At 40.2% G+C, this 25,118-nt stretch carries 28 protein-coding genes; 9 read left to right on the top strand and 19 right to left on the bottom strand.

Features of this window, described 5'->3' with window-relative positions:
- Positions 1-20 precede the first annotated feature (20 nt).
- The gene (locus HW560_RS20965) at positions 21-1,412 is read left to right on the top strand and encodes a MocR-like pyridoxine biosynthesis transcription factor PdxR (RefSeq protein WP_179264572.1); all 1,392 of its coding nucleotides are present in this window, start codon (positions 21-23) and stop codon (positions 1,410-1,412) included.
- 102 nt (positions 1,413-1,514) lie between these two features.
- Here the strand turns inward: HW560_RS20965 and HW560_RS20960 are convergent, their stop codons facing one another.
- From HW560_RS20960 to HW560_RS20945, 4 genes are all read right to left on the bottom strand, one after another.
- Entirely contained in the window at positions 1,515-1,940 is a 426-nt protein-coding gene (locus tag HW560_RS20960; RefSeq protein WP_179264570.1) for an NUDIX hydrolase, read from the bottom strand.
- Positions 1,941-1,953: 13 nt separating this feature from the next.
- A complete protein-coding gene (locus tag HW560_RS20955; protein ID WP_177185726.1) occupies positions 1,954-2,787 on the bottom strand; it encodes a DMT family transporter in 834 nt (277 codons plus the stop codon).
- Positions 2,788-2,840: 53 nt separating this feature from the next.
- The gene (locus HW560_RS20950) at positions 2,841-3,794 is read right to left on the bottom strand and encodes a hypothetical protein (RefSeq protein ID WP_257031394.1); all 954 of its coding nucleotides are present in this window, start codon (positions 3,792-3,794) and stop codon (positions 2,841-2,843) included.
- Positions 3,795-4,204: 410 nt separating this feature from the next.
- Positions 4,205-4,732 carry a DinB family protein gene (locus tag HW560_RS20945; protein ID WP_090898887.1) on the bottom strand — a complete coding sequence of 176 codons (528 nt, stop codon included), beginning with the start codon at positions 4,730-4,732 and terminating at the stop codon, positions 4,205-4,207.
- 371 nt (positions 4,733-5,103) lie between these two features.
- Here HW560_RS20945 and HW560_RS20940 point away from each other — a divergent pair, with 371 nt between their 5' ends.
- The 6 genes from HW560_RS20940 to HW560_RS20915 all read left to right on the top strand — a co-directional run bounded on the left by HW560_RS20940 (position 5,104) and on the right by HW560_RS20915 (position 9,534).
- Positions 5,104-5,739, top strand: a complete 636-nt coding sequence (locus tag HW560_RS20940) for a phosphatase PAP2 family protein (protein ID WP_090898890.1) — start codon at positions 5,104-5,106, stop codon at positions 5,737-5,739.
- Between the two features lie 299 nt (positions 5,740-6,038).
- Complete coding sequence (locus HW560_RS20935; RefSeq protein ID WP_179264569.1) at positions 6,039-6,371, top strand: histidine kinase dimerization/phospho-acceptor domain-containing protein; 333 nt, start codon at positions 6,039-6,041, stop codon at positions 6,369-6,371.
- Between the two features lie 183 nt (positions 6,372-6,554).
- A complete protein-coding gene (locus HW560_RS20930) occupies positions 6,555-7,058 on the top strand; it encodes a DedA family protein (protein ID WP_090898896.1) in 504 nt (167 codons plus the stop codon).
- 45 nt (positions 7,059-7,103) lie between these two features.
- Positions 7,104-7,670, top strand: coding sequence for a class I SAM-dependent methyltransferase (locus HW560_RS20925; protein WP_179264567.1), 567 nt, complete (start codon positions 7,104-7,106; stop codon positions 7,668-7,670).
- Between the two features lie 90 nt (positions 7,671-7,760).
- On the top strand, positions 7,761-8,441 hold the full coding sequence (locus HW560_RS20920) for a response regulator transcription factor (protein ID WP_090898902.1): 681 nt from the start codon (positions 7,761-7,763) through the stop codon (positions 8,439-8,441).
- On the top strand, positions 8,434-9,534 hold the full coding sequence (locus HW560_RS20915; RefSeq protein ID WP_257031393.1) for a sensor histidine kinase: 1,101 nt from the start codon (positions 8,434-8,436) through the stop codon (positions 9,532-9,534). Before HW560_RS20920 ends, HW560_RS20915 begins: the two co-directional genes overlap by 8 nt.
- 359 nt (positions 9,535-9,893) lie before the next feature.
- Here the strand turns inward: HW560_RS20915 and HW560_RS34010 are convergent, their stop codons facing one another.
- The 3 genes from HW560_RS34010 to HW560_RS34005 form a co-directional block, all read right to left on the bottom strand.
- Complete coding sequence (locus tag HW560_RS34010) at positions 9,894-10,112, bottom strand: hypothetical protein (protein ID WP_257031392.1); 219 nt, start codon at positions 10,110-10,112, stop codon at positions 9,894-9,896.
- Between the two features lie 128 nt (positions 10,113-10,240).
- A complete protein-coding gene (locus HW560_RS20905; protein ID WP_177185728.1) occupies positions 10,241-10,402 on the bottom strand; it encodes a hypothetical protein in 162 nt (53 codons plus the stop codon).
- 700 nt (positions 10,403-11,102) lie between these two features.
- A complete protein-coding gene (locus HW560_RS34005; RefSeq protein WP_256222084.1) occupies positions 11,103-11,234 on the bottom strand; it encodes a RodZ family helix-turn-helix domain-containing protein in 132 nt (43 codons plus the stop codon).
- A gap of 342 nt (positions 11,235-11,576) precedes the next feature.
- Between HW560_RS34005 and HW560_RS20900 the strand changes: the two genes are divergently transcribed.
- On the top strand, positions 11,577-12,416 hold the full coding sequence (locus HW560_RS20900) for an NAD(P)-dependent oxidoreductase (protein WP_179264565.1): 840 nt from the start codon (positions 11,577-11,579) through the stop codon (positions 12,414-12,416).
- A 106-nt stretch (positions 12,417-12,522) separates the two neighbouring features.
- Here HW560_RS20900 and HW560_RS20895 read toward each other — a convergent pair whose 3' ends face one another.
- Positions 12,523-12,972 carry a MerR family transcriptional regulator gene (locus tag HW560_RS20895; protein WP_090898911.1) on the bottom strand — a complete coding sequence of 150 codons (450 nt, stop codon included), beginning with the start codon at positions 12,970-12,972 and terminating at the stop codon, positions 12,523-12,525.
- 173 nt (positions 12,973-13,145) lie between these two features.
- Between HW560_RS20895 and HW560_RS20890 the strand changes: the two genes are divergently transcribed.
- The gene (locus tag HW560_RS20890; protein WP_179264563.1) at positions 13,146-13,997 is read left to right on the top strand and encodes an aldo/keto reductase; all 852 of its coding nucleotides are present in this window, start codon (positions 13,146-13,148) and stop codon (positions 13,995-13,997) included.
- Positions 13,998-14,380: 383 nt separating this feature from the next.
- Here the strand turns inward: HW560_RS20890 and HW560_RS20885 are convergent, their stop codons facing one another.
- From HW560_RS20885 to HW560_RS20835, 11 genes are all read right to left on the bottom strand, one after another.
- Positions 14,381-16,312 (bottom strand): fructose-1,6-bisphosphatase, encoded by a 1,932-nt coding sequence (locus HW560_RS20885; RefSeq protein ID WP_090898918.1) that lies wholly within the window; start codon positions 16,310-16,312, stop codon positions 14,381-14,383.
- A gap of 285 nt (positions 16,313-16,597) precedes the next feature.
- Positions 16,598-16,963 carry a hypothetical protein gene (locus HW560_RS20880; protein WP_179264561.1) on the bottom strand — a complete coding sequence of 122 codons (366 nt, stop codon included), beginning with the start codon at positions 16,961-16,963 and terminating at the stop codon, positions 16,598-16,600.
- Positions 16,963-17,328 (bottom strand): hypothetical protein, encoded by a 366-nt coding sequence (locus tag HW560_RS20875; protein WP_179264559.1) that lies wholly within the window; start codon positions 17,326-17,328, stop codon positions 16,963-16,965. Before HW560_RS20875 ends, HW560_RS20880 begins: the two co-directional genes overlap by 1 nt.
- Positions 17,329-17,832: 504 nt before the next feature.
- The gene (locus tag HW560_RS20870) at positions 17,833-18,135 is read right to left on the bottom strand and encodes an immunity 53 family protein (RefSeq protein ID WP_256222085.1); all 303 of its coding nucleotides are present in this window, start codon (positions 18,133-18,135) and stop codon (positions 17,833-17,835) included.
- 237 nt (positions 18,136-18,372) lie between these two features.
- Positions 18,373-18,606, bottom strand: coding sequence for a phosphotransferase (locus HW560_RS34455; RefSeq protein WP_177185729.1), 234 nt, complete (start codon positions 18,604-18,606; stop codon positions 18,373-18,375).
- Positions 18,603-19,034, bottom strand: coding sequence for an aminoglycoside phosphotransferase/kinase family protein (locus tag HW560_RS20860; RefSeq protein ID WP_257032040.1), 432 nt, complete (start codon positions 19,032-19,034; stop codon positions 18,603-18,605). The genes HW560_RS34455 and HW560_RS20860 overlap by 4 nt, the downstream gene beginning before the upstream one ends.
- Before the next feature lie 759 nt (positions 19,035-19,793).
- Positions 19,794-20,888, bottom strand: a complete 1,095-nt coding sequence (locus tag HW560_RS20855; protein WP_090898931.1) for a Ger(x)C family spore germination protein — start codon at positions 20,886-20,888, stop codon at positions 19,794-19,796.
- Positions 20,889-20,890: 2 nt separating this feature from the next.
- On the bottom strand, positions 20,891-22,006 hold the full coding sequence (locus HW560_RS20850; protein WP_090898934.1) for a GerAB/ArcD/ProY family transporter: 1,116 nt from the start codon (positions 22,004-22,006) through the stop codon (positions 20,891-20,893).
- On the bottom strand, positions 22,003-23,463 hold the full coding sequence (locus tag HW560_RS20845; protein ID WP_090898936.1) for a spore germination protein: 1,461 nt from the start codon (positions 23,461-23,463) through the stop codon (positions 22,003-22,005). The genes HW560_RS20850 and HW560_RS20845 overlap by 4 nt, the downstream gene beginning before the upstream one ends.
- A gap of 462 nt (positions 23,464-23,925) precedes the next feature.
- Complete coding sequence (locus tag HW560_RS20840) at positions 23,926-24,240, bottom strand: hypothetical protein (protein WP_179264557.1); 315 nt, start codon at positions 24,238-24,240, stop codon at positions 23,926-23,928.
- A gap of 272 nt (positions 24,241-24,512) precedes the next feature.
- Positions 24,513-25,061, bottom strand: a complete 549-nt coding sequence (locus HW560_RS20835) for a hypothetical protein (protein ID WP_090898942.1) — start codon at positions 25,059-25,061, stop codon at positions 24,513-24,515.
- Between the last annotated feature and the right edge of the window lie 57 nt (positions 25,062-25,118).

The raw sequence follows: 25,118 nt of genomic DNA, 5'->3' as shown, positions 1-25,118 counted from the left end.
CATTAAAAAGGAGATCCCTCATGCAACCCGGACGAAACGAAACGAAAACCAGACAGGTATACTCGTTTATTAGAGACCGAATTATGCAAGGCAGTTACCAGGCAGGAACTTCCCTTCCCTCCACTCGGGAGCTTGCCAAAGAACTTGGGGTCTCACGTGCCCTTATTGTCGAGGTATACGAGCAGTTAACAGCTGAAGGATTTCTGGAAGGCAAACAAGGTTCGGGAACCTTTGTAAGAGATATAGGGACAAGCAGACCACTACATATACAGCCTGAAGAACTTGTTGCCAGGAATGAGAATGTCTCCCCTGCAGCTGAGAATCACTTACCATCTATCGATTTTCGTCCCAGCTTTCCTGCTCTTGAGCATGTTCCTTTTCAGAAATGGAAAAGAGCTGCAATGGATGTGTATCATGACCTTCCCCCTTCTATGCTGGGGTACCAGGAGGATATGGCTGGCGACATTGAGCTTCGGCAAGCCATTTGTGAGCATCTTCTCCATATCAAAGGCCTTCACTGTCTACCTTCGCAAATTATCGTCACGGCTGGTGCAACCCAGGCTTTTTCGATACTCAGCAAGCTTTTATTAAGGCCTGGTGAAACTGTTGCAATAGAGGACCCCACGGCAACATTTATTTATAACCTTTTCGCTGAAACGAACTCCCGAATTATACCTGTGCCCGTCGATGACAATGGTCTGTGTGTAGAGCAGCTGCCAACCGATGTGAAGCCCAGATGTATCTTTGTGACACCTTCTCATCAATTTCCGTTCGGGAGTATTCTGTCGATCAGCAGACGCCTCCAATTACTTGACTATGCTCGAAGCTCAGGGGCTTACATTATAGAGGATGATTATGATAGTGAGTTTCGTTATGGCGGGATGCCTGTTCATGCCTTGCGTGAGCTTGATGCAGAGCGGGTAATCTACGTAGGGACGTTTAGTAAAAATATGTTCCCTGCACTAAGGCTTGGTTATATTGTAGCTCCGCAAGAGCTGGTAGACCCGATCGTGCAGCTAAAACGTACGAATGATATGCAATGTCCTGCCTTATCGCAATTAACTTTAGCCCGCTTTATGAACGAAGGGCATCTGAAACGTCATATTTTGCGGATGAAACGAATCTATAATAAACGAAGAACTCACCTGATTACGGCGTTAACGGAGACGTTTGGAGAAAAGGTACACATATCGGGTGATGCTGCGGGGTTGCATCTTATTGCAACTTGGCCAGGCCGAAACGCTGATCTTCTGACTGCAATGGAGCTTGAGGAGCATCGTATCAAAATCTACCCTGCCGAGCGATATACCATTCGCAAAGATCAGTACAACGAGAGTCTTATCATGGGGTTTGGCAATGTAAACGAGGCACAGATTACCGAAGGGGTTCAAACTCTTGCGCAATTTATATAAGACAGTAAGCCGTTATGATCAGCTAACCTGACTGTCTAAAAAATGCAAGTAAAAAGGAAGGGCCTCTGCCCTTCCTTTATTAACATTCATTTCATTGTACAATCAGATGATTCCTTCATCGAAATAGGATACCTGCACATTTTTCCTGACGATTTCTTGTAGACTTTCCTCATAAAATGGCATTAGCGCATCCGCTTCTTCAAGACGAATCCAGGCTATTTGTCTGATCTCATCTGGTCTTGAAATGCTCTCTGCTCCGCTCACAATACATGCCTTGAAGGTTACACATATCCCGTGTTCTGAACCATCTCTCTTTTGATACTCATTAATAGCTACTACTCCTTTGAGCTGTACATGTAAGCCGGTTTCCTCGCATACTTCACGAATAGCAGCGACTTCTAACGTTTCATAAGGTTCAACTTTACCTCCCGGAAGAGACCACGCCTCTGAGACTATGTTTTGAACCATTAATAGATGTGAATCGTTCGGATTGGTGATCAATGAATAAACGGTATGCACTCTGTCCATCTTATAATCCTTTCTAGATGCTTACGATAATGACCCCGAGTAGAATAATAGCAATGCCCGCCCATTGGCTTTTCGTCAGCTTTTCTTTTAAAATCAAGCCGGCCATAAGTATGGTAACGACACTATATAATGAAGTAAGTGCTGTTGTGCTCGTTGTATAATCAACGGATTGTCCCATATTAAAAGAGAGTAAAGCTCCTGTATCCAGCAGGGCTGCTGCAACCAGAATCAGACCGGTAGACAGGCCTATGCGCGGGAGTTGAATTCTTTTTACCCGTAGAAGTACAAACGCACAGAAAAATTGTATGATCCGTGTGACGAGTACAGGAAGAATCACGCCCAGATGAGGAGTAATGTATCCGATCGCCCAAAAATAAAAACCGATGCAGATTGAGGCGATAATGGCTTCTGGTATGCCCGACAACGTCACTTGTTGTCCGACGCTTTTGCTTGATCTCGTTACCGTCAACACACCAATGATCAGCAGCATGACACCGATAATTGAATTGAAAGGCAATCGTTCACCGCCAATAAAAGCGAGAATGGCAGTCACCACAGCAAATCCAGAGCCGATGGGAGAAACGATGGACAAGGTTCCCTTTTCAAAAGCTCGATATAACAATAATGTACCTACAAAGTTGACTACACTGATGCCTGCTATTCCAATCCATACCATGGAGTTTTGATCAATATGAGGTGATTGTGTAAGTACATACCCTCCCAGCAGGAGTGAGGCAATGAACTGAATCCCCAGCAGGGCAGGCAAAGTTTGAACCTTTCTGGTGGCCTGGGTAACCATAAAGTCCGATAAACCAAAACATAGTGCTGCAATCAGGCCAAATAACATACGTTTATCCTCCAAGTTTAGCTTTCTGCCCATGAATCCGAGTTATTTATTAATTATGATGGCGACACAGAACTCCGGCTGCTACCCTTATTTTTACGGTTCAAAGTCCTCTTTTCCCCATACTTGTATAACAATACAAAGCTAAACATAAACAGACTTGCAAAAAGTGTGACAAGAGGTAAACTCCAAACTTTATCTTCAGGAAATACAAAGGTTAGTAGCGGTATAGCGTATAAGGCAGGAATTCGGACATGAAAAAGGCGTGTTATCACGACGACTAAAAACATATCAATGAACGCAGCCAGAACCGGCGAATCCACCTGTATAACAATGAGAACGCCAACGGATGCAGATAGGGTTAGGGTAAATCCTTGCTTAAACGCCATTTTTGCTGTGTAGATCGGCTTTTGGAGCGATTCGTAAACCACAACAAAAATAGGTGGAATCACTGCCATCTGTTCATAACCCAGTAACCAGCAAATACAGAGCCAGCATAGTGAAATGGCTAAGAAGATTACCATGTATTTGTATTGGACCTTCGACTTTGCTGCGAGATTTTTATGGAGCTGAAACACGACAACTCCGGCCATTAAGGTCAGTGTGAACACAAAGACAATTGATACAAATGACCAATCTTCTGTATGAATAGCAAGTGGTAATAGACCTGTAGCAATGGCGGGTGCAAGATTCGAGTGTATTAATCTCAGAAATAACATCATTATAGATAGAGTAAGCATTACCTTTATCGGATAATTGGTTTGGAACTGATTCATGCCCAGACCGATCGCAGCAGTTACGGTCGGTGCAATGAAAATGACGGAAGGACGTCTGATCCACCCTGGTTCTCTGTATACCCACATGGCTATAGCCATTGCTGCAACCTCTGGTAAAATAATCTCTGCATGTTGTAACCATACGGATAAACTAACCATCAATAGAATAAATGATATCGCAAGAACGTAAGGCAGCTTGCCTGTTTTGTTCATTGCGGGATCTGTTACATTCATATGCTCCCCTTCCATTCCAACCTCAAACCATTGCTCCTGCTGGATCATCAAATTGTTGTATAGTTGAACAGCATGCTGTTAGATTTATGCTAACATGAACCTTTTGAATGTTTTAAGTACCACTATATGCATTTTTTTGCATACCAATTTTTGGGATTCTCATAAATCTGCCGAAGGGAGTTTCATCTTTCTTTATTAAGGCAAACGGAACAATCCTTGAACCGGACGTATTTGCTAGCAAATCAGTTATTGTCCTTAGCTTGGACACGATCGTGTAACGGTAAAATAAAAAGTCGCTACATTAGCGACTTTAATCAGAGTATGTTGTCCACGGCTGATTTCTCAATGTGAATCTTATCCTTCATCACTTCAACAAAGTGGAAAGTTCGTACTTTGGTTGCTCAAGAAAATCAATTCCTTTTCAAAATGCCCAGATATGCACTCCAAGGTCCAACATCAGTTCTGTATCTCTCTGCCATCACCCTAACAATTTGCGCCATATGCGTAAAATCATGAACGACCCATGCAGAGAGCAGCTCCTTCAACTTAACGATGCCGAATTCCGGATGTAGGCCAGTCTTTTCAAGATAGGAAGTTGATTGAAGGAACTCCTTTAGCTTGGAGAGGTTCTTCATTCTGATGCTGCCGAACTCTTGCAGGGCCTCTTCAACGGTTCTTTTAGAAATGTTCTTCAAGTGGGAGAAGCGGTCAAATGCAGGAAACAGATGGTTTTCCCCTTCGAATAAAATGGATTCCACTCGCGGAATCCAGTTATGCTTCTCTGCTTCAATGAAGTGTTCAACCACTTCGTGTGTATTCCAGGTTCCTTCACCTTCATTGCTTTGCAGCCATCCTTCAGACAGACCAGATAAGAAACGTTCCAGAGTTTGCGGCGTGCGCTCCAAAATTTCAATAGCTTCATTTAAATGAAAATTAATTTCAATGCACCTCTCTGTCCTAAATAATACATTCCATCATTTCTTACTGCTCCACATACCTTTATGCTTTACAGGCTTCTCGAACGGAGACCTACAAAACAGCTCAATGGCATCCTGGTGGAGATGCTTCTATTAGATTCTTTCTTTAGCATTTGCCCTTGTTCCTTCTTGTCATCAGAATAATCGGTAAAGTTTTTTTAGAAATTATCTCTGCGCTATCGGTCAATTTCGGTAGCTGCAATGCTTTTTCCGCTCCTTTTCGAGACAAACTTCACTCCATATTCAGAATTTCTTTAGAAAATTCCTTTCAAGTTCTTCAGAGTTTATCTCTACTATGGATACGTTAATAAATCCGTATAGGAGTTGAGCATTTGAAGCTTTCTAATCATTCATACACTAAATCAGCATGGCTTTCACTGATTTGGCTTTCAGCAGTTCCAATATTAAATATTTTCTACGGTGTATTAAATCGGCCTGGTGATCATGTCAATAGTCTTGCAACAAGTCTGGACCACATGATCCCTTTTGTCCCATCCTTTATCATCCTATATGTATTATGGTACCCGTTCATTACAGGTGCATTAATAGCACTTGCATTCAAGGACAAGAGAACCTACTTTCAAACGTTAATCGCACTTTGCAGCGGTCTGGTGATCTCGTACATTTTCTTCGCTCTGTTCCAGACAGCGATTGATCGGCCGGATATACGGAATGAAAAAGGCTTTATCTACACTATGGTCAGTTACATCTACAGTCAAGATCAACCATACAACTGTTTTCCAAGTATTCATGTGCTCACCAGTTACCTGATTCTTAGAGGAACGCGTGTATTTAGACGAGCCATATGGGCGATGACTTCCACCCTTTCCATTCTTATTATGGTATCAACCGTGCTCGTGAAACAACATGTAGCGGCAGATATTGCGGGTGGTATTCTGGTCGGAGAGCTTTGTTTCCGGTTGGCGGGCATTGCCCGCATTTCGATCTCATCTCATAAAATGGAGTGATATGAACATTGACAATTCATTTACCATGGCTGCTCCGAAAAAATAGTATTCGTATGAATATTATCATCAGTTTTGGTTTCAGTTTATTAGTTGCCTTCTTCATGACCTTTATGTTTACATTTTTGCTTGCTGCATTCCATCCTCTAGGTAAACTGTATGAATTTCAATTTCACCTGGCATACCTTATTCCGATCATATTCACTGTTATCTTTGTATTATCTTTTTTCATTTTGACTCATCACGTCGTTAGAGAAATCATGAGTTTGGAGAGTGCGATACAAGTCATATCGGAGGGGAACTTGAACCATCGAGTACCTCCAATGCTGCTCATTGAGTTAAGGGGGTTCTCGTTTCAGGTCAATTCCATGGTGGAGTATCTACAAGAGCAGATGATAAAGGAACGTGAGGAAGAGATCTCCAAAAGAGAATGGATCGAAAAAATAACCAATGAGTTGCACAAACCTCTGGCGGATATCATCGGAAACGTAGAGTTATTAAAATCATATCAAGACAAAGAAGAATATGTGCAGATTCTAAATGAAATCTATACTGCGGCATCCCAATTACGCAAGTTAATCAATGATTTATTTCAATATGCTCGATTATCTTCTAATGATACCCGTGTCACTTGATTACCGCTCCTGAATATATGCACCTCATCAAGTCTTTCCAGTAAATTGGAAAGACTTTTTTGTCTTCAGCGTAGTTGTTTGGCTTTACTTATGTATTCTTTAGATTTTCTTCAGAAATATGATCATTAATTCCTTAGTTTTTTTCATTATGATTTCTATATCAACAAGAGAGGAGGCAAAACAATGATCAGTAATACGATCTTAGAGCTACTTCACCAGTATGGATATCTGATTTTTTATTTTGCCTTCTCATTAGGGCCTTTCGGCATTCCAATTCCGAATGAAATCACGATTATCAGTGGTGCCATTTTAAGCCACACGGGAGTTATCCATTCGTGGATCACATACTTCTGTATTTTATCAGGACTGTTAACGGCCATTACCTTTGCTTATTTTGCAGGGAAGTTATTCGGAACCAAGATAAAACACAGATTTCAACATCATAAACACTTCGTCAAGGCTGAACTGATTCTAAATAAACGCGGCAATTGGGCGATGTGCCTCGGTTTATTCATTCCAATCGTGCGATATGTTCTCCCTTTGCTTATTGGAATGAGCGGCGTGCAGTATCGGAAATTTGCCCTCATCTCATATTCCAGTGCTTTGCTATGGACCATAACGTATTTTACAGCGGGCATCTACTTTGGCGTTCCCATTCTATCCACGCTTCAATTATTCCATTTCTAACTTGGTCTGATAACTTACCATCACATATACGGAGGAACCACAAACATGAATTCCAATGAACCCATTTTATTTCTGAAAAGCTTTCTTCAAAGTCCTAAACATGTTGGCAGCATCATACCCAGTTCGCGGTTTCTTGCCAACAATATGGTGAATCAAGCGTCTTGGCTAGAGGCAAAAGCAGTGGCCGAACTCGGATCGGGTACAGGTGCTATCACTCGTTATATTCAACAAAAGGTGCAGGACTCCACTAAAGTCCTATTGTTTGAGATGAACGAAACAATGAGAAATAATCTGCACACCGCATACCCTGAATACTCCTGTTATCCAGATGCCGCTCGATTAGTAGAATCCATGAATCAAGAGGGCGTTCAGCAACTGGATTACATTTTTAGCGGATTGCCCTTCTTCAACTTTGAGCCTGAATTAAGAAATACGTTGGTAGAACAGATCTGTATGGCACTCAAACCTGGAGGGTTATTCATCGCCTTTCAATATTCACTTCAAATGAAAAAAATATTATCCGAGCACTTTATCATCGAAAAAATAGAATTAGTGCCTTTGAATATCCCACCTGCGTTCGTTTATGTCTGTCGCAAAAAGGAAACAATTTAAACATCTTAGACTATCGTTTACACTGAATATTATCCCCTTTATAAGAAATATAAATCAATTTAAAACAGGTCATAAAAGGAGTGTTGAATTGTGAATACCGTTCTCGTGGTTGATGATGAACCCGATATCCGTGATGTCATTCATGTCTATTTACGTAACGAAGGATATCATGTCATTGAAGCAGCCAATGGTGAAGAAGCGCTAAATATTATTAAAACAACATCGGTCCAACTCATAATACTGGATGTCATGATGCCTATTATGGATGGAATCAAAGCCTGCTTCAAAATAAGAGAAGTATCATCCACTCCGATTATTATGTTATCCGCCAAGGAAGAAGACATAGATAAAATCACAGGCCTGACTACCGGGGCTGACGATTACATGGTCAAACCGTTTAATCCGCTAGAATTACTGGCTCGCGTTAAAGCTCAGTTACGACGTCAAACACTGATTGGCAAAGCTGAATTCAATTCACTTATCCTGATCAAGGACCTTGTCATTGATACAAGTAAACATTCCGTGAAGCTCAAAGAAAATGACATTTCGCTTACACCACTGGAGTTTTCTATTTTGGTGTTGCTTGCCAGCCATCCTGGACAAGTATTTAGCTCCGAGAAGATTTACGAAACCGTATGGAAAGAACCTTACGGGTATTCAGATAATACGGTGATGGTTCATATTCGTAACCTGCGAGAAAAGCTGGAAGTGAATCCACGAGAACCTCAGTATATTAAAACGGTATGGGGAGTGGGTTATAAAATTGATTAAACGATCTAACGCTTCTCATCGAACTCGAAAGAAGAAAATTCAGGTTAACATTTTGATCCGAATCATTTTGAGTACCATTGCTGCAGCTGGCTTCAATAATATGCTCATTTACCTATCTATAGATGTTTTCAAAGCCTGGGAGCAAGCCTGGTTCCGCAATTCGCTTCCGTATGTTATTGCTCCAATTTTCATATTAACTTTTATCTTAACCTTTCTATTTTTAACACGTCGAATGGTTAAAGATATCATTCACTTGGAGCAAGGGCTTCAATTCATTTCGGAGGGCAATCTGGACTACCGTGTACCCGTCAATCGACAAGATGAACTTGGACGTGTCGCTTCCAATATCAATCATATGACTGAACAGTTGCAGATGCAGATCATTAAGGAGCGTGAGCTGGAGAAATCCAAGATGGACATGATTACGGGTATCTCTCATGACCTGCGCACACCGCTTACCAGTATCATCGGCTATATTGAGCTTCTTAGAACAGAATCATTTCAAGACAAAGCAGAGTATGACCGCTTCATTCAGAACACCTATAACAAAGCAACGCATCTAAAGAAGCTGCTCGATGATCTATTTGAATACACGCGTCTAACCTCAGTAGATACCCAATTGGATTTAAAAAAGGTTGACCTATATCAGCTATTAGACCAGTTGTTGTTTGAATTTGAACCTTTAGCTCAGGAGAATGGTATCCATATCGAGAAAGAGATCGGCAATGCCCCCATTATGGCCTGCGTGGATAGTGATAAGATTGCTCGGGCTATCGATAATCTTCTCATGAACGCTCTGAAGTATTCCTTTAAACCTGGTGAGATTCACATTCGAATGAGTATGCACCATGAGCACATTACCATTGAAGTCGAAAATAAAAGTGCGCCGCTCACAATGGAGCAAAAAGACAAACTGTTTGATCGTTTTTATAAGGTGGATTATTCAAGAAGCAGCGAAGGCATTCAAACGGGTTCAGGTCTGGGTCTTTCGATAGCAAAAAATATTGCGGAGCTACATCAAGGTACCTTGACGCTTCAACATACGCATAACGTATTTACGTTCCAGTTAAACTTGCCTTCCAACGTCAAGTGATATTTACCTTAACTCGTCCCTTCATCTTTCAGAGCTCGATTGGAACATGTCAATGAATACCACGAAATGAAAGAAAACTTAGCAAACTCAGCAACAGTGTTTTGTTTGAAAGAGACAAAAACATGAGGAATCATCTTAGGGTGGAATATCCTGATTTCATGTTCCATTCCAATGCATCCTATTTATTGAAAAGAATGAATCAAGAGCGTGTCCATCAGCTTGATTGCATTATTTGCGGATTACCGTTTTTTAATTTTTCAAGGGAAATGAGAGAATATATCCTTTCTCAGATCACTACGGTATTAAAGCCTGGAGGCGTGTTAGTCTTATATCAGCACTCCCTTTATATGAAGAAAAAATTATGTTTGATAGGGCTGCCCTTTTGCAAGATGGCGAAAATGTGATGTAACAGTTTGTTTGCGCAAGCGATCACGTCCACCTTGGTAGGGCTTGTCCTCTTTTTTTTTTTTCTCGTAGTACGAACAGATCCTTGCAGGATGCTTTTTACGAGTTCGACTTCTGGCAGGCTTGCCGCCATCTCCTCTCCATTTGCTTTCAACCTCGTCCAGTTGTCCCAATCATTGTCACCAATGGCCATCTGCATCAATACATAATGATAATGAAAAAACCTCAGCTAGGTTAACCAAGCTGAAGTTTTCTTTAGTTACCAACACTGTTGGAGTGTTCTAATTCCCTTAAATTTGCATCAGGCGCTTTGAATACCTTTAATCACTTCAACCTTTTTATCTCCTGCTGTCTTCGCTACCTCTAACGTTGTTTTACCTTGGATAGCGACGATCACGCCAGTAGTCAGCATAGAAACGATTAAAGCTGTGCTGAGAACTGCGGAAAGTTTCTTCTTGATCATAACCCATACCTCCCATATTTATTTACAGGTGTCCATTACCCAACACGATGTTCCGCTTTTAGTAACTTAGACTTCATAAATCAATTACAGTATTTCACTTTTTTGTTGGGTAATTTGCTTGGTGTTTGTATTATAACGTACTGACAAAGATTGTAAAAGAGTTTTTTCAGAACTGCTAAACAAGAACCTAAATTTAGATTTATGCTTAATATACTTCTAAATCTTAACAGAAAGTGCTGCTTCGCATGCTGACGGTAAAATGGATAGCGCATCAGCGGCTTATCACAATGGCAGAATAGAGCCTTACAAATCTGGCTGCCTACTGTCAGATTTAGCATGGCCATAATGAGTAAAGGTGAGAATCTTTCAATTGAATCTAGTGAAAGATGATCTTTGAAAATGATTACCAATAGAGATAGGAGTATGCCTATGATCATAATAGCCAATAAACGTCTGTGGAACGGTGCACGGAGGAGAGCGGTATGCCCGGTAACGAAAATTTCGTGTAATTGCTCGTATTCCTTTTTTTCGAATGTGCGCTGCTCGTTGACATGAAGGTTAGACGAGGAAGGTCTGCTAAGATCATGATCTGTTGACTGAGCCATTCTCTGTTGAAGATCAGCAATCCATATTTCTGGATTTAACAATGGATCAGCAGGGTTTGTTACTGCGCGCACTGCAGATGTGAAATCCGTATGTTTTAGTAAAACATACCCACAGCGCCTGTTAATTCCGATAAATCGTCTAAGGTCATGTTTTTTTCTTTTCTGTACTTTTTCAATGCACCGCCAATTTGTAATACAATTTGTTTTGATTCATCGATTTCATCCATTTGAAATTCACCTCAACAAAAAAACTATATAGCTAGTATATTGTTTATCTAGACTCTTCCATACTTCCCTAACGTTCTTATCAAGGGATGCGAAAATGCTTGGCAACGTATAAAACAACTGATCGATTTCTTGCGATTAAATTAGATATTCTTCTAATCAAAAATCGAATTATGTTCTAGTCCATTCCGGTTCAATAGAACGTGATAAGATTATCTTGATAAAATTGAATTAAAAGGATAAAATGACGAGCATCAAACGGGTTTTATTCTAAGAATGGTATCGGTTATGAAAGGTGTTTTCCACAAGACTGGAACGTCGTAATTGTCCCGCCCGGAGAAGAAATGATGCATCATATTGAAGATTGCCAGGTAATCATTCCTGAACATATTAAAGTGGATCACAGCCTGCTTTCAAACGCCAAAAAATTAAAATTGATACAGACGGGTGCAGGATTTGATAATGTGGATGTCCCTGCCTGTACACAGCTCGGCATTTGGGTGGCCAATGCTGCAGGAGTGAATGCCCAGGCAGTGGCCGAACACGTAATGGCGTTGATATTTTCTTACTATAAAAACATACCTTTTCTTGATACTTTCATGAAAAACAAGATGGATGAAAATCAATTGGACTATACAAGCAGTGAATTAAAAGGCAAAACGATTGGGATTATTGGTTTGGGCGCTATCGGAAAAAAAGTAGCTGCGTTTTGCAAGGTTTTTGATATGAATGTGCTGGCGTATGCGAGAACTGCCATTGTACAATCGGACGGTTTTGTGAAATTGACGGATTTCGATACTCTTGTAAGCACATCGGACATAGTCAGTGTACATGTACCCTTGAATCAGCAAACCAAACAGCTGATCAACAAAACGGCATTCAAAAAAATGAAGAATACCTCTCTTTTTATCAATACAGCCCGCGGCGGCATTGTCAACGAAAGAGACTTGATTGATGCATTAAAAAACAGGGATATTTCAGGCGCATGCCTGGATGTTTTTGAATCTGAACCGCTTCCTATTGATAGTGAGCTCCGGAATCTGGGTAATGTGATACTTACTCCCCATACAGCAGGAATGCCTGATGGTCGGAATTATCATAAAACAAGATATGATTTCTTTATCAAGAATATAAAACGTGTAGAAAATGGTGAGGAGCCTGAAAGCAAGCTCAATCAGTTATGATGTTTTGATGCAATGAAAATTGATCGTCCCCTACTCCCTTACCTTCAATGATACCAATCTCAGCAGCTTTTTAATTTCGTTAGCTGTCTATCCACCCTTTTATATTTTAGACCTCACCAGCAGAGGAAGCATAAAATACGTCTCCATGCATGTGTTTAATTCTATCCCAGTTTGCGGGATTGGTTGTGTCTAGGGATCGGTTCTCCATTATTGCTTGATATAGAGCAGTTTTTTCTTCCAAATGAGCTAAGTGCTGTTTGGCTTCTTCAAACTTGGCAAGAGCTGCTTCCCTATGCTCCATCATAAGTGTGTAACGTTGTGGAATCGTTGAATCTCCTTCGAGACAGAAATCAACATATATCTTAATGATTTCGATCGGCATCCCGGATTGTTTGAGACATTTAATCCCATGTAACCAGTTGATTGATTCTTCGTCAAACATTCGAATATTATTCTGATTGCGCTGTACACTTGGCACCAAGCCTTTATCTGTATAAAAGCGAATAGCATGCTCGGTAAGTCCTGTTATCTGCGCGGCTTCTTTGACGGTGTGCATGAGAAGACCTCCTTGAAAAAATAAATTGCGAAGTATGCTTGCCTTCGTGTAACACGAAGGTGATAGGTTTATTGTAATGCAACTATACCATTAAGGGAAAGCCCTGTTGAGGTGCCCAAATTTTGAATCTAAGGGCTGTTGCATACTACATTTAAACATTAGGAGGAATTACAATGCAAACCGTAACATTAAACAATGGTGTGAAAATGCCGATGATCGGCTTTGGTGTTTACCAAGTTCCAGATGCTGAAGCATGCGAGAATGCAGTATATGAAGCGCTGATGGCAGGTTATCGGTTGATTGACACTGCATCCGGTTATTTGAATGAGGAAGCGGTTGGACGTGCGATTAAGCGCAGTGGCGTGCCACGTGAGGAGCTGTTCATCACGACCAAACTCTGGGTTCAGGATGCCAGTTACGAGAGTGCTAAGCTGGCTTTCACCAAATCCTTGAGTAAGCTACAGTTAGATTATCTCGATTTATATCTAATTCACCAGCCGTTTGGCGATTACTACGGCGCTTGGCGTGCAATGGAAGAACTGTATAGTGAAGGTAAAATCAAGGCGATCGGTGTCAGTAACTTCCTGCCCGACCGTCTGATGGACCTTATCGTGCACAATGAAATTGTGCCAGCTGTTAACCAGGTCGAAACGCACCCGTTCTATCAGCAAACCGAGAGCGCTACCTTTATGAAAGAACAAGGAGTTCAACATCAGTCATGGGCTCCGTTCGCTGAAGGGCTTAATAACATGTTTGGCAACGAAGTGCTGACATCGATTGCCGTAAAACACAGTAAGTCTGTCGCACAGGTCGTGTTGCGTTGGCTTGTTCAGCGTGAAATCGTTGTAATTCCAAAATCAGTGAATAAAGAGCGGATCGTCGAAAATTTCAACATATTCGATTTTGAGTTGAGTACCGAAGATATTGAACAAATTTCGGCGCTGGATACACGGGAGAGTCTTTTCTTATCGTACCGCGATCCAGAAGTCGCCAAAATGATGGGTAACTGGAAAATTGATCTGTAAACCTGAATAAAACCTCATATTACGTGTGGTGAACTAGAAGCTGGTCTAACGGAGAGCGAACTTTGGGAAGGTGCTATAATCATCTTCTTATCGATTAACGTCATAATAAAAGAAAGGGTTTCAGTGCTTAAAGCTTCTATTCGATGACGTGCTCGTTGCGATACACCACACCTATATTGCCAGTTGGAGGCCTATAGCAGCGAGCTTAACTGGTGACTTTTCTGGCTTCAGCCAACCTTCACTATGCCCTGCTTTGTGTCAAATCACTCTATAAAAAAGAAAAGGCTCGCAAGGCAGGGTATGATGATTTCCCTGCCCAATACGAGCGTTTACGTCAAATGCACTCAAACGGTTGATCCGGGTGTGTACTTTGAGCAATCGTTTCATTTCATGTAGCGATATTCTAATAGATCCTTCAAGTTTGAGATTTTCCGCAGCAGCTTCTCCCCGACATTGGTTTCCCTCACCAGCTTCCGCTCCAGTTCTTTGTCCACCAATCTTTTTAGAGATAACACGTCCGTTCCGTTACATAACACATCTTCTTTTGAATTAAATTTCTGATGGGCGACGAGCTGCATGCCAAAGGAATTGTACAACAAGGTATATCCGGCAATGCCCGTTGTGGACTGATAGGCTTTGGAAAAACCGCCGTCAATCACGATCATTTTTCCGTTTGCTTTAACAGGACTCTCTCCACGACTTTCTTTGACTGGCGTGTGACCGTTAATGACATGTCCGTGATCTGGATTCAAATCAAACTCCTGCAAAATTTTTCGAGTGATCTCTTCATTTTCACGTAAATGGTAGTAAGGGTTCTTTCTCTCCTTATGTGCTTCTTTATCTTGGATAAAATACCGTTCAAAAGTGGTCATTTCTCTCTTTCCAAAGAGCGAGGAACATTCCCCTGTCCAGATGTACCATACCATATCCGTCGCCAGATCTTCTGTCTCTTCCGGATGGGCAAAGGCGTAACGTAAGTGATCTTCAAAAACATCGAGCAACTGACGGCCCGCATACGTCTTGTCTTCAATCTGCATTTCTTCCATATTTCCTTCTTCATCCAAAGGAATACAGCCATGGATTAACAAATTCCCGTTGTATTTTAAATAAAGGCTGCCCTTTTTCATAAGAAAGTTCATATGTCTGGCCAGCTTTTCGGAATGCTGAACGGAGAACAGCAGCTTTTCCATCACCTGGCGTTCTTCCTCCAGCAATTGTTCAGGCTTCTGCGGATTTACGGTTGCGAAACAGGTGTTTTCCAGCAGGTATGTTTTGCCGCAGATGTTGATTTCATTTTTGTCGTAATCAACCTGCTCCAGCAAAAGTCTTTCAGACATATTAAAGTATGGGCGTCTCTTGATAATCGGGATTTCAAGTTTAAACTGGATCATGGCAATGGCTTGATGAATTTTGGTGATCTGCAGAATTTCCTGCTCCGATAGGTTATGACCAGCCTGTAGCTTAGGTCTGAACGATAGATTGTCCTCATAGTATTTCTCCGCCAAGTTTAGCAGTGGGCGAAGATTGATTCCGTATACATCTTCGATGATATCCAGATTGTCGTATCTGGCGCAGATCCGGATAATATTCGCAAGGCAGACCAGAGAACCTGCGTAGGCGCCTATCCAGAGCACATCATGGTTCCCCCACTGAATGTCTACAGAATGGTAGTTGATTAACGTATCCATAATTTTATCGGGGTCCGGCCCCCGATCATAAATATCGCCAACCACATGAAGATGGTCAACCACCAGGCGCTGGGTCGTATAAGCAAGGCCGATTATGAGATTGTCCGCCTGGCCCAAAGATATAATTTGCCGATATATTTCCTCGTAATAAGGATCTTTATTGTTGGTCGAATCCGTCTTGTATAGAAGCTCTTCTACAATATATACATACTGCTCCGGCAGAGCTTTACGCAATTTCGAGCGTGTATACTTGGAAGAGGCGTAAGAAATAAGCTTAAGCATGTGTTCAATCGTTTGTCTGTACCACTGGTTCAGAGCCTGTTTATTGCTCAGCTCCCCTATGACCAGCTTTATTTTTTCTTCCGGATAATAGACCAACGCCGCAAAATCATTGATTTCTTGATCCGTCCAAACCTTCCGGAATAACTCTTTGATTTTCTCTTTTACCGTACCTGAACCGTTTCTTAGTACATGCTGAAAAGCCTGAAACTCCCCATGCAAATCACTGACAAAATGCTCAGTTCCCTTCGGCAGATTGGAGATCGCTTCGAGGTTGATGATCTCTGTTATGATTTTTTCTTCCGTATCATATTTCTCGGCCAGTAGATCTAAAAATTGCTCATCCAAAACAGATGTCCCCCTTCAAGGAAGTTATGTGGTATTGATTTTATAGGGAATTTCCAAGGGAAATCCTTTTGAACAATAGCTAAGAAGAAAAGCATTAGGTTTTTGGTAACTCTTTACTGTATGGTTAACAATAAAAATAAAATTATTTATTATATGGTGATGATCAGCATTGCCTTCCCCATCATACTCCAGTTCCTCATATATGAACAAATTTCATTGAATGGATTTACTTCAATAGGAATAAGTTCTTGTCCCGCGACACCTCTCTTTCTAATGACAAAATAATTAATGCTCTAGGGTTGCCAAAAACTTTCCAGTGCCTTTTTTATTAATCAAAGCAACTTCAAAATCAGATACCCATTTAAGGTCGCCTAAATGTCTAGCATAAGCGAATTCATCTGGTTGCTCTGAAATGACCTTCTCTAAAAGTACTTGAGTACCATCTCGTTGTAAAATAGATATAAATATATCCATGCTTTCTACATTATGATGGCATATGACTTCAGCATAGTACTTCTTATTAGGGCTCTTGATGTTTTTCTTCCAAGTCCATTCATTAACATAACCTAACTGCTCTATTTGCAAAGCGATATCTTGAAATGGTTTAATGTCCCAATTGTTACTTAGAGCAAGTTTTTCTATCCCATCCATTAGCAGTCGAAGCGTAGTCTTTTTTTCTCCAACTCACTTTTTGCATCGAAGTCATTCAAACTACATTGGATTGGCACCGAACACACACCTGAATCGTTAACAATCCTTTCGTCCGAAATGTTTTCTACACATTCTATTAGGACTTTCCAACAATCTTTCGTTTTGTACTTCCCAAATAAACGTTCATACATCGCTGTAATACAGCGAGTTTCCAATCTGAATGAACGTCTCTTCCATTTCCAATTCAACTCATAATCTAATTTTGTTGCTTCGTGGTACTCACATTTTTGTTTTTTTATTATAGATTCAATATTTTCATCATCAACAATATATGGTATATCTAAATCAAATTCTTTTAGATACATTTTGATCCTCTCCTTATATGACTCCCACTGGCGTGATTTTTGGTGTTTACCTATTGAATTGCCCTTATCCCATAGTTTCTGCGCATTTGCGCTGATTTAAGCATGCAATAAAAACCCCCGTTGATTCTAAGATAATATCAACAGGGGTTTAAAAATCAAGATTGTTTTATTTGTTTACATGAAATGGCCTTTTGATTAATTTCAGTCAAAACACGTCACTCACAATGATATTTCCCCATAAACTTTTTAATGTTTTACCATTAATCTTAACTTGATTTAATAGTTGTTCAACTGATTCGTACATAACTTGTGCTTCTTCATTTTCCTTAATACAGTAACAACCACTTACATTATAACTGATTAAGAAATGAGTATCATTCAAGATAAATTCTATTTCATGTCCGAGATTTAAATCTTCGGTGAATTCGTTGTAACTATACACCTTGTGTCTCCCTTCACTATCTCCAAGGACCTTTCAATGTCTCATCTTCGGTTACTGCATAATTAACTTCTTTCCAAACTCAAAACCCAAGTTTTAAAGGAATCTAGTATCTCTTCTAAATTTGTTGCTCCCCCTGCACCGTGAAACACTCCATCTCTCACAATACAATAGAACCAATCTTCTTCATTTCTCTCTTCTTCAATTGACTCAAACGGTACGTCTTCTAAATAAGTATCTGTCAAGTCGATTTCGACAGACCAACCGGGATTATCCACAGTATCAATTTTCACACCGTATGAATGCTCCCAATCACCATTACAGTTTTCAAGATACCAGTTCTGAAACCATTTTAATGTGTTCATCATACTTACCTCTTATTCGGAATTTCTTCAAGTATAGCTGGTCTATCTCGGATACATTCTTAATTTCCTCTACAGGTCATTTTGAACTATCGTTTCCCGTTAGTGAAATGTGATGCTCCCAGGTTAATAAATACTATTATAAATGTTTTTTTAATTCTTGAACAAAATCAATCGGCAGCATAGGGTCATCAGAAGCGGCTACTCGTTGAAGCTCTTTTAACCAGTTCATTGATTCTTCATTTAAATTTGACACATTGTATTTTCCTTCAGATATCCTTTCATAAAATGGCGGAAAAACAATTTATAATATTCCGTTTTATTTTCAAATTCCTTAAACGGATAAGAAAGTGCATAATACAATGTAATCCCAATATCGTTTACGAAATACGTATAACCGCAATCATCAAAATCGAACAAATAAATGTCTCCGTTATGCAGATAAAAATTACTTTGATGAAAATCAGTGTGAGTCAAACCGTATGTATCTTTGGACTTGGGCAGAGAATTAAGCTTGTTAATCTTTCTTTTAGAATTGAAATCATTACATCATCAGGTCGCAGGTTTTTCTCCGCCTTTAATTGAACTTCTTGGTCCCAGGTCTGTCGTTTAAACGCCGGATTGCTCCATTTATAACCCTTAGTGGCATGATGGATTTTCCCCAGAAATTCGCCCCATTTTTCGTAAGGCGATTCATTCCAATCTGCATCCGACACTTCTTTCCCAAGAGCCATTTCGTATGAAATGGCTAGGAACGAACCATTTTCTGCAGCAATTTCTTCGGCCATATTACCCCTGGTCGATGGAACAGCATTTGAAACTGCCAGTCCTTTATTGGACAAAAAATTTAAAAATTCAATTTCACCCCGTATATTATTTCTTGATCTTCTAATTGTATGTGAGATTTTTAAGATGAAAAATGCATTGTTTTTCTGGTATTCATAAACAAAGCTTTCATACCCCCTAATAAACGAACAGTGTCATTATTAATGTCATATCGCTTTGTTGCTTCGGTAAGAATCTCTTCAGTAAATTGCTTCTGCAAGGGCGATCGAGATAATTGATAGTATACTTGATTTCTCGTATCATCTTCTATCCCTTCTTTCATTTATAATTTAAGTAGCTTCTTAATTATTTCAATCGTAAATTTTGACGACCAACTAATCGATCCATTCGTGAATGCTTAAAACATATCATGTAAAATTCCACTTATTTCCCTGATATCCTGCCCGTTCGTTTAATGAAAACAGCAGCTGATTTTCTGATCAGCTGCTGTTTGTCGCATTCTCCAAGTGGATCGTGAATTGGCTTATCCGAAAGTGAACCAGAGCATTGAGGTTTTAATGTTATTTAGAGTTACATCTTATATGGGAAAAAGTGATTTTATTAATTTTTAATATCATATGGACGAATGTGTTATTTTGTTTCGATTAAAATCTCTTTATTCTCACATGACGTATAAATCAGTGTTTGGACTCTATAATTCATCGAAGTATCAATAAAAAGTATCAGCAAAGAGCATGCTAGCTCCCACTTCGGCTGGCTCAGTCCCTTCGTAGCAGTAGATAACCCTGTATCTAGCGTATTTACACAAGAGTCATCCATTTTTTTGCAAACAAAAACCGCTTATATCAAGCGGCTCGGAATGATTGTCTTGTTTTGAATCACGACAGCCGTTCAACATTAATTAAAGGCTGTATTTTGATGTCGAAGTCAACATTAATTTTCATATTTCCCCAATATTTCAACCATTGCTCTTCCGTTAGTTCTTTAGAAAACGGCTTAAGTGAATGTGTTCCGACCTCTAAGGGATCCACTTTCAACCGTTGCATACTTTTTAATAATTCTGACGTTTGTTCCTCAAGGTATACCTCAATCTCATGAATTAAATGTTCCAATGGTTCCTCGCTTTGAATATTCTTTTCTCCCTGGTATTCCTCAATTCTTCCTTTCAATCCTACATGTAAAGACAAGGATGAATAGTCACTCGATAGTTTCATGCGAATATTGGATCGAACACGTCCTAAACTGATAGATAACTTTGGAATGGCCAAAACTTTCAAGAAATGATCGTTATCCAGAAGTTGAAAAATTTCATCGCTTACGTCTTGAGTGACCATTACTTCTTTATCATTTCGGAAGAAGGCCGTTCCTACGTAATTGAAATTGTTCTTATCCGCATGAAAAACCGGCACGATCGGATCCTTAAGAGGGGAATATAACATCTTCATAAATTGATGAATATTGACAATGCTCATTTCACCTTGGTTATGCTCCTCGTAATGCTTTAACATCCGATAAAGAAAATAATCTTGGTTTTCTTGCTTCGTCAATTGATTTTTTATGTATTCATCAAAATCGCCTCTGACAATCAATAAATAGACACGCATTGAAATATCGGGATCAACCAATATCGTATTGATCAGCTTTTCAATGCCACCTTCTTTTGCCAGTTCCTCATTGATTAATAACATTCGCAGCTGTCCCTGCTTCAATTCTCGATAATAAATTAAATTAAACTCCTTGCCTCCCTGCTTTAACAGATCAACTTCCTTGGAGAGAAATCGTTTTTTTTCTTTGATGAGTGGTGGTACTAAAGTGCTGATTTTAAACTTTCCTTCCGTCCCCTTGTCAATCGACCAGAAAACTACCGGAGCGATCTCTTCGATCATATTGTTCTCGACATATGGAGAAGAGCAACCGACTATCCACATAAGGCTTACAATCGCCAATAAACCATAATGCTTGTATGGTATCATGCCTACATACTCTCCTTTCGTTTAACCACAGTGAAAAGGATCGTAGGAACAAGTAAATAAATGATTGCGCCGAGCCAAATTTGAATGTTCAGTAACATCTTTTGACCCGGAACCGTTTGCCATAACCATTGATCCATTATGATGATACTTATCAAAATGACGAACCAACTCGACAATAATCCGATCCGAGTTGTGCGTGCATTCATTTTTTTCATAAAGACTCTTCCTGCTCCATAAAAACACAACAGAAGAATTGAAATGTCAAATACATAATTAAACATATGGAAAGAGATAAGTATGTAATCGATTCGTTCTAAACCGCTCGTTTGAATGTATCTTCCCATATATACTACCGGAAAATTGATCTTGTTTAAGAAGTTCGAACCGTAAAACAATACCGTAGCAATGAATAATAATGAATATTCGATAATCGTCAGCATGTTTCCAATGACAAGATATTTCGATATTTTTTGATTGGAGCTTAACCATGGAACCATAAAGACCAAATATACTGGACCGGAAAATGCCGACCAAATAAACAACAAACCCTGCCATGATTGTCCAGACCATTCGGTGGGTATTAGAGGATATAAATCGCGGTAATTTGCAATCGGCGGAAAGAAAAAAGGTATAAACATGATTAAGATCCAAGCCCCACAAAAAAAGGCGATGACGACAAACCGCAATGTTTTCTCCATTCCATGTGAAGCCACAAATAAGCTGATCGAAAGAATAAAAAAGATCAGCCACTTTTTATTCATTGATGGATAAATAAAATTATGGAGCATTTCAACGTAACCCAGTGTTATGATTGAGATTTTTAACAATATGATCAAAAAACCAAATATTGCGAAAACTTGAACTGTCCGTTTCCCAAAAAGCTGTACAATTCCTTGATAGCCTCTCTTTGCATAACTGGAAGTAAACCATTTGCACAGCATCATCAAATTAAGTTGGGACAGTAACCCCAAGGCGACAATTCCCCAAACCATATACGAATGAACCAAATAAACCGGCATGATTAAAATAAAGTAATGCATTTGCGTGCGATTGACCAATAAAAGGAAATGGATGCCGCCAAGGGTGAAAGTTTGATTGAATAAGGATAAAGTCTTCATTTCTTCATCTTCTCCTGTCGCCATTTCTGTAGTGGTTTTAGATTATTCGGACGCGTTTTCATCCAAATCAAAGGTCCGCGAATAAAGAGGTCAATCCAATCCTTTCCATAAAAAGGAGAAAGCGGCGCTAAATAAGGTTGACCTAATGACGTTAATGCATGGATATGTGCAAGAATCCCGATCAGCCCGATCACGATTCCCGGCAACCCAAGAAACGATGCAAGGATAAGAAGAAGCACTTGCAACAGAACCATGGATTTTGTCATTTGATAATTGGGAACTAAAAAGAAAGCAATAGCGGATATACCCATCAAAACAATTAATACTTTACTTGCAAAGCCTGCTTCTACAGCTGCTTGTCCAATGACAATACCACCAATAACCCCTAAAGTTTGACTGGTTTTGGTCGGCATTCGCAAACTTGCTTCTTTGATGATTTCCAGCGTTACGATCATGAAAATTCCTTCCACAAACGGAGTAAAGGGCAATTTGCTTCTCGATTCCAATAATACGAAGAGAATCGGTAGTGGAACCATTTGGTAATGAAATGTCGTTAACGCAACATAAAAAGGAATCATCGTCAAAGAAATAATAAAACTTCCATACCTCATTAAACGTAAAAAACTGGCTACCGGCCAACGAAGGAAGTAGTCTTCTGGCGATTGAAATAGATGAAATAATGTAATGGGACAAATTAAGGCAAACGGTGAATTGGAGACTAATAGAGTCAGCTTACCCTCACCTAAGGCGTACGCACAGGCATCCGGCCGATCCGTTTGTAGAAACTGCGGAAAGACTGTATGGTTATGATCTTCAATAAAAGCTGCAAGCTGTGCGGAGTCTAAAAACTGATCGAAATCCACACTTTCAATTTTCTCTCTTGCAAGGGAAACAAATTCCGGATTAATTATTCCGTCTATGTACATTAACACAACCTTCGTTTTACTTAGTGATCCGATAGTGAAGCTTTCCGTTTTTAATGTCGTTATAGGCAAACGCCTGCGCAACATTGTAATGTTTTTATCGATTTGTTCGCTGAAGCTGTCTTTCGCTCCATATATAACAGTTTCCGTTTGGGAAGGTTCAACTGCCCGACCAAGAGGATTTTCCAATTGTACGCCTAGCCATTGATCGTTGACTGAATCGTATAGAAGAATAAATCCTTGCATTATTTTTTGCCCAGCATCTTCAATCGATATAACTTCAGAAACTTTGGAATTGATTATGCATGATGAAACCGAATGGCCAGCAGATCGCTGAAGTGGCTGAAGAATCGCCTCGTTTAAACGCTCTTGATCAATTAACGTTTTTATAAATAAAAGATGGACTGAAGCACCGGTACCTATTCTGTGCTCAATGATTTCGGCATCATCCATATGGTTTAATTTCTGTTTTAAATCATCAAGCCATGTAGACATTTGATGATTTTTCATTTGAGGGTCGTGTTTTTCAACCATGGTCTTCTCCTTTATTAAAGTAATCAAAACCATCATATGGTTGTTATCTTACCCTGCAACTAGAAAATCATACGACCGGCAATTTGTATTTTAAACCGTACAACGTTCGAGAATGAGGTAGAAATCTGGATCAGGATTCTTTTTTCGGTGAGAATGCATGTGGTACAAAATGATTCACGCTCCTCACCACAAGATTACAATTATTGGAATTTTGAAATACATTGAAAATCTTAATTATTATTCGCTCTTGTTCATGAATACGGAAAATCGACCGAGCTATGACATTGCCAGCTACGCAGGACCAGCAATATCGGGAACAACATGCTGCCAGATTAATGGAATGATGGCATTAAGGTACCCTTTGCATCTATCACCGGCTTCCTCTCGGGAGCAAAAAACAAAAAGACAGGCATCAACTGATACCTGTCCTATCTCAATTTCGTCAGAATTTCTGTATTACCCTTAAATAAAGGGCCTACGGTCCAGTACTTTATTCAAGATTCGGTCACTGATTACCTGTTCGGGAAGCACGGATTGAACAAGTGCCAAGGCACATACAGCACCGCATAAACTATGCAAATCTCCATAAGGTTCTTCCTCAGCGGATTTACACAAAATGAACTGAATAAATTGTTCGGAGACCTGGTTAATCATCGCCGCTGCCTCATCCCCTCGATGCTCTGTTTGCTCCTTAGCACTGATGAAAGTATACAGCCAGTCCAGTTGATTGAAGGTAAACTCCAGCTCCGACAAAGGCAATTGTTGACTATTAAACATATCCAGACAGGTATTGATTAATTGTTCAGGGTAACGGACTTTTCAGGTTGACGTTTCCCATGAGCATTAGCCAATAATCTCAATATCGCGAAACAGGTCATTATAATATAGTTTCCACTTTGAATTAACTGAATCCGGGAATACTCCTTTTATTCCGAACTTCAAATTAATCAGTTGTAGTTAGACAAGAGTGCATGGACTGCACCCCCATGGTTGGTCTCTGTCATACCATGGGGTGCAGTCCAGCGTCGCTGCTTCTTTTTTTGATGTCTTCAGGGAACAAAAACCTCCGGGTAATCCTTTCGCCAAGCGCCGATGCATCCAACTAAACAGGCAGTATAACAAGTCATTGCACTGCCGTCCTCGTTCGTTTCATACTCAATGGCGACATTGATACCGGATTCGCGCCATGCCAGAAACGGACCGGTGCCCCCGAGCCAATCCCCTTCTTCATACAATGCAGGTTGACCGTATTCACGAATCAACTCATCTGGCGTTGAATTCATTGTCATTCCTGCAGGAAGCTGTCCTGGAAACGGGGTATGGATTCGGTCATCCGAGCCAGGAGCTAGAAAATGGACGGCCCCGATCATCCATTCATCCGTGTTCAGATCGTCACGTCCAGTCAGTTCATGAAGTTTCGGGGAGCGATAAACGTCAAGGCGGATAGATGACTTTACAGACCAAATAATGTCGTCACTAAAATAACCGCTCGCCTTCGGTATACGTTTGACACCGAAGGATTGCAATACTTGTTGAACACGCCTGGAATCGTAAGGCTGACCCAGCATGGCAATGAGGTGTTCAGACGGTTCTTTCATGATTAGTGGCACACCTTTCTCTTTGTTCAAGCACATCCAGCTTTGGGTACATCATTG

It is taken from the genome of Paenibacillus sp. E222 (genome assembly GCF_013401555.1).
In the GTDB taxonomy this organism is placed as follows: Bacteria; Bacillota; Bacilli; order Paenibacillales; family Paenibacillaceae; genus Paenibacillus.
This window is presented reverse-complemented; position numbering and strand designations above follow the sequence as displayed.

Coding starts and splice junctions, on each gene's coding strand:
- HW560_RS20880 (WP_179264561.1), bottom strand. CDS start 16,963: ATGGATGGGATAGAAAAACTTGCTCTAAGTAACAATTGGGACATTAAA.
- HW560_RS20905 (WP_177185728.1), bottom strand. CDS start 10,402: ATGATCAAGAAGAAACTTTCCGCAGTTCTCAGCACAGCTTTAATCGTT.
- HW560_RS20890 (WP_179264563.1), top strand. CDS start 13,146: ATGCAAACCGTAACATTAAACAATGGTGTGAAAATGCCGATGATCGGC.
- HW560_RS20950 (WP_257031394.1), bottom strand. CDS start 3,794: ATGAATGTAACAGATCCCGCAATGAACAAAACAGGCAAGCTGCCTTAC.
- HW560_RS20870 (WP_256222085.1), bottom strand. CDS start 18,135: ATGATGAACACATTAAAATGGTTTCAGAACTGGTATCTTGAAAACTGT.
- HW560_RS20895 (WP_090898911.1), bottom strand. CDS start 12,972: ATGCACACCGTCAAAGAAGCCGCGCAGATAACAGGACTTACCGAGCAT.
- HW560_RS20900 (WP_179264565.1), top strand. CDS start 11,577: ATGATGCATCATATTGAAGATTGCCAGGTAATCATTCCTGAACATATT.
- HW560_RS20850 (WP_090898934.1), bottom strand. CDS start 22,006: ATGAAGACTTTATCCTTATTCAATCAAACTTTCACCCTTGGCGGCATC.
- HW560_RS20955 (WP_177185726.1), bottom strand. CDS start 2,787: ATGTTATTTGGCCTGATTGCAGCACTATGTTTTGGTTTATCGGACTTT.
- HW560_RS34005 (WP_256222084.1), bottom strand. CDS start 11,234: ATGGATGAAATCGATGAATCAAAACAAATTGTATTACAAATTGGCGGT.
- HW560_RS20845 (WP_090898936.1), bottom strand. CDS start 23,463: ATGGTTGAAAAACACGACCCTCAAATGAAAAATCATCAAATGTCTACA.
- HW560_RS20855 (WP_090898931.1), bottom strand. CDS start 20,888: ATGATACCATACAAGCATTATGGTTTATTGGCGATTGTAAGCCTTATG.
- HW560_RS20835 (WP_090898942.1), bottom strand. CDS start 25,061: ATGAAAGAACCGTCTGAACACCTCATTGCCATGCTGGGTCAGCCTTAC.
- HW560_RS20965 (WP_179264572.1), top strand. CDS start 21: ATGCAACCCGGACGAAACGAAACGAAAACCAGACAGGTATACTCGTTT.
- HW560_RS20930 (WP_090898896.1), top strand. CDS start 6,555: ATGATCAGTAATACGATCTTAGAGCTACTTCACCAGTATGGATATCTG.
- HW560_RS20960 (WP_179264570.1), bottom strand. CDS start 1,940: ATGGACAGAGTGCATACCGTTTATTCATTGATCACCAATCCGAACGAT.
- HW560_RS20925 (WP_179264567.1), top strand. CDS start 7,104: ATGAATTCCAATGAACCCATTTTATTTCTGAAAAGCTTTCTTCAAAGT.
- HW560_RS20840 (WP_179264557.1), bottom strand. CDS start 24,240: ATGTTTAATAGTCAACAATTGCCTTTGTCGGAGCTGGAGTTTACCTTC.
- HW560_RS20875 (WP_179264559.1), bottom strand. CDS start 17,328: ATGTATCTAAAAGAATTTGATTTAGATATACCATATATTGTTGATGAT.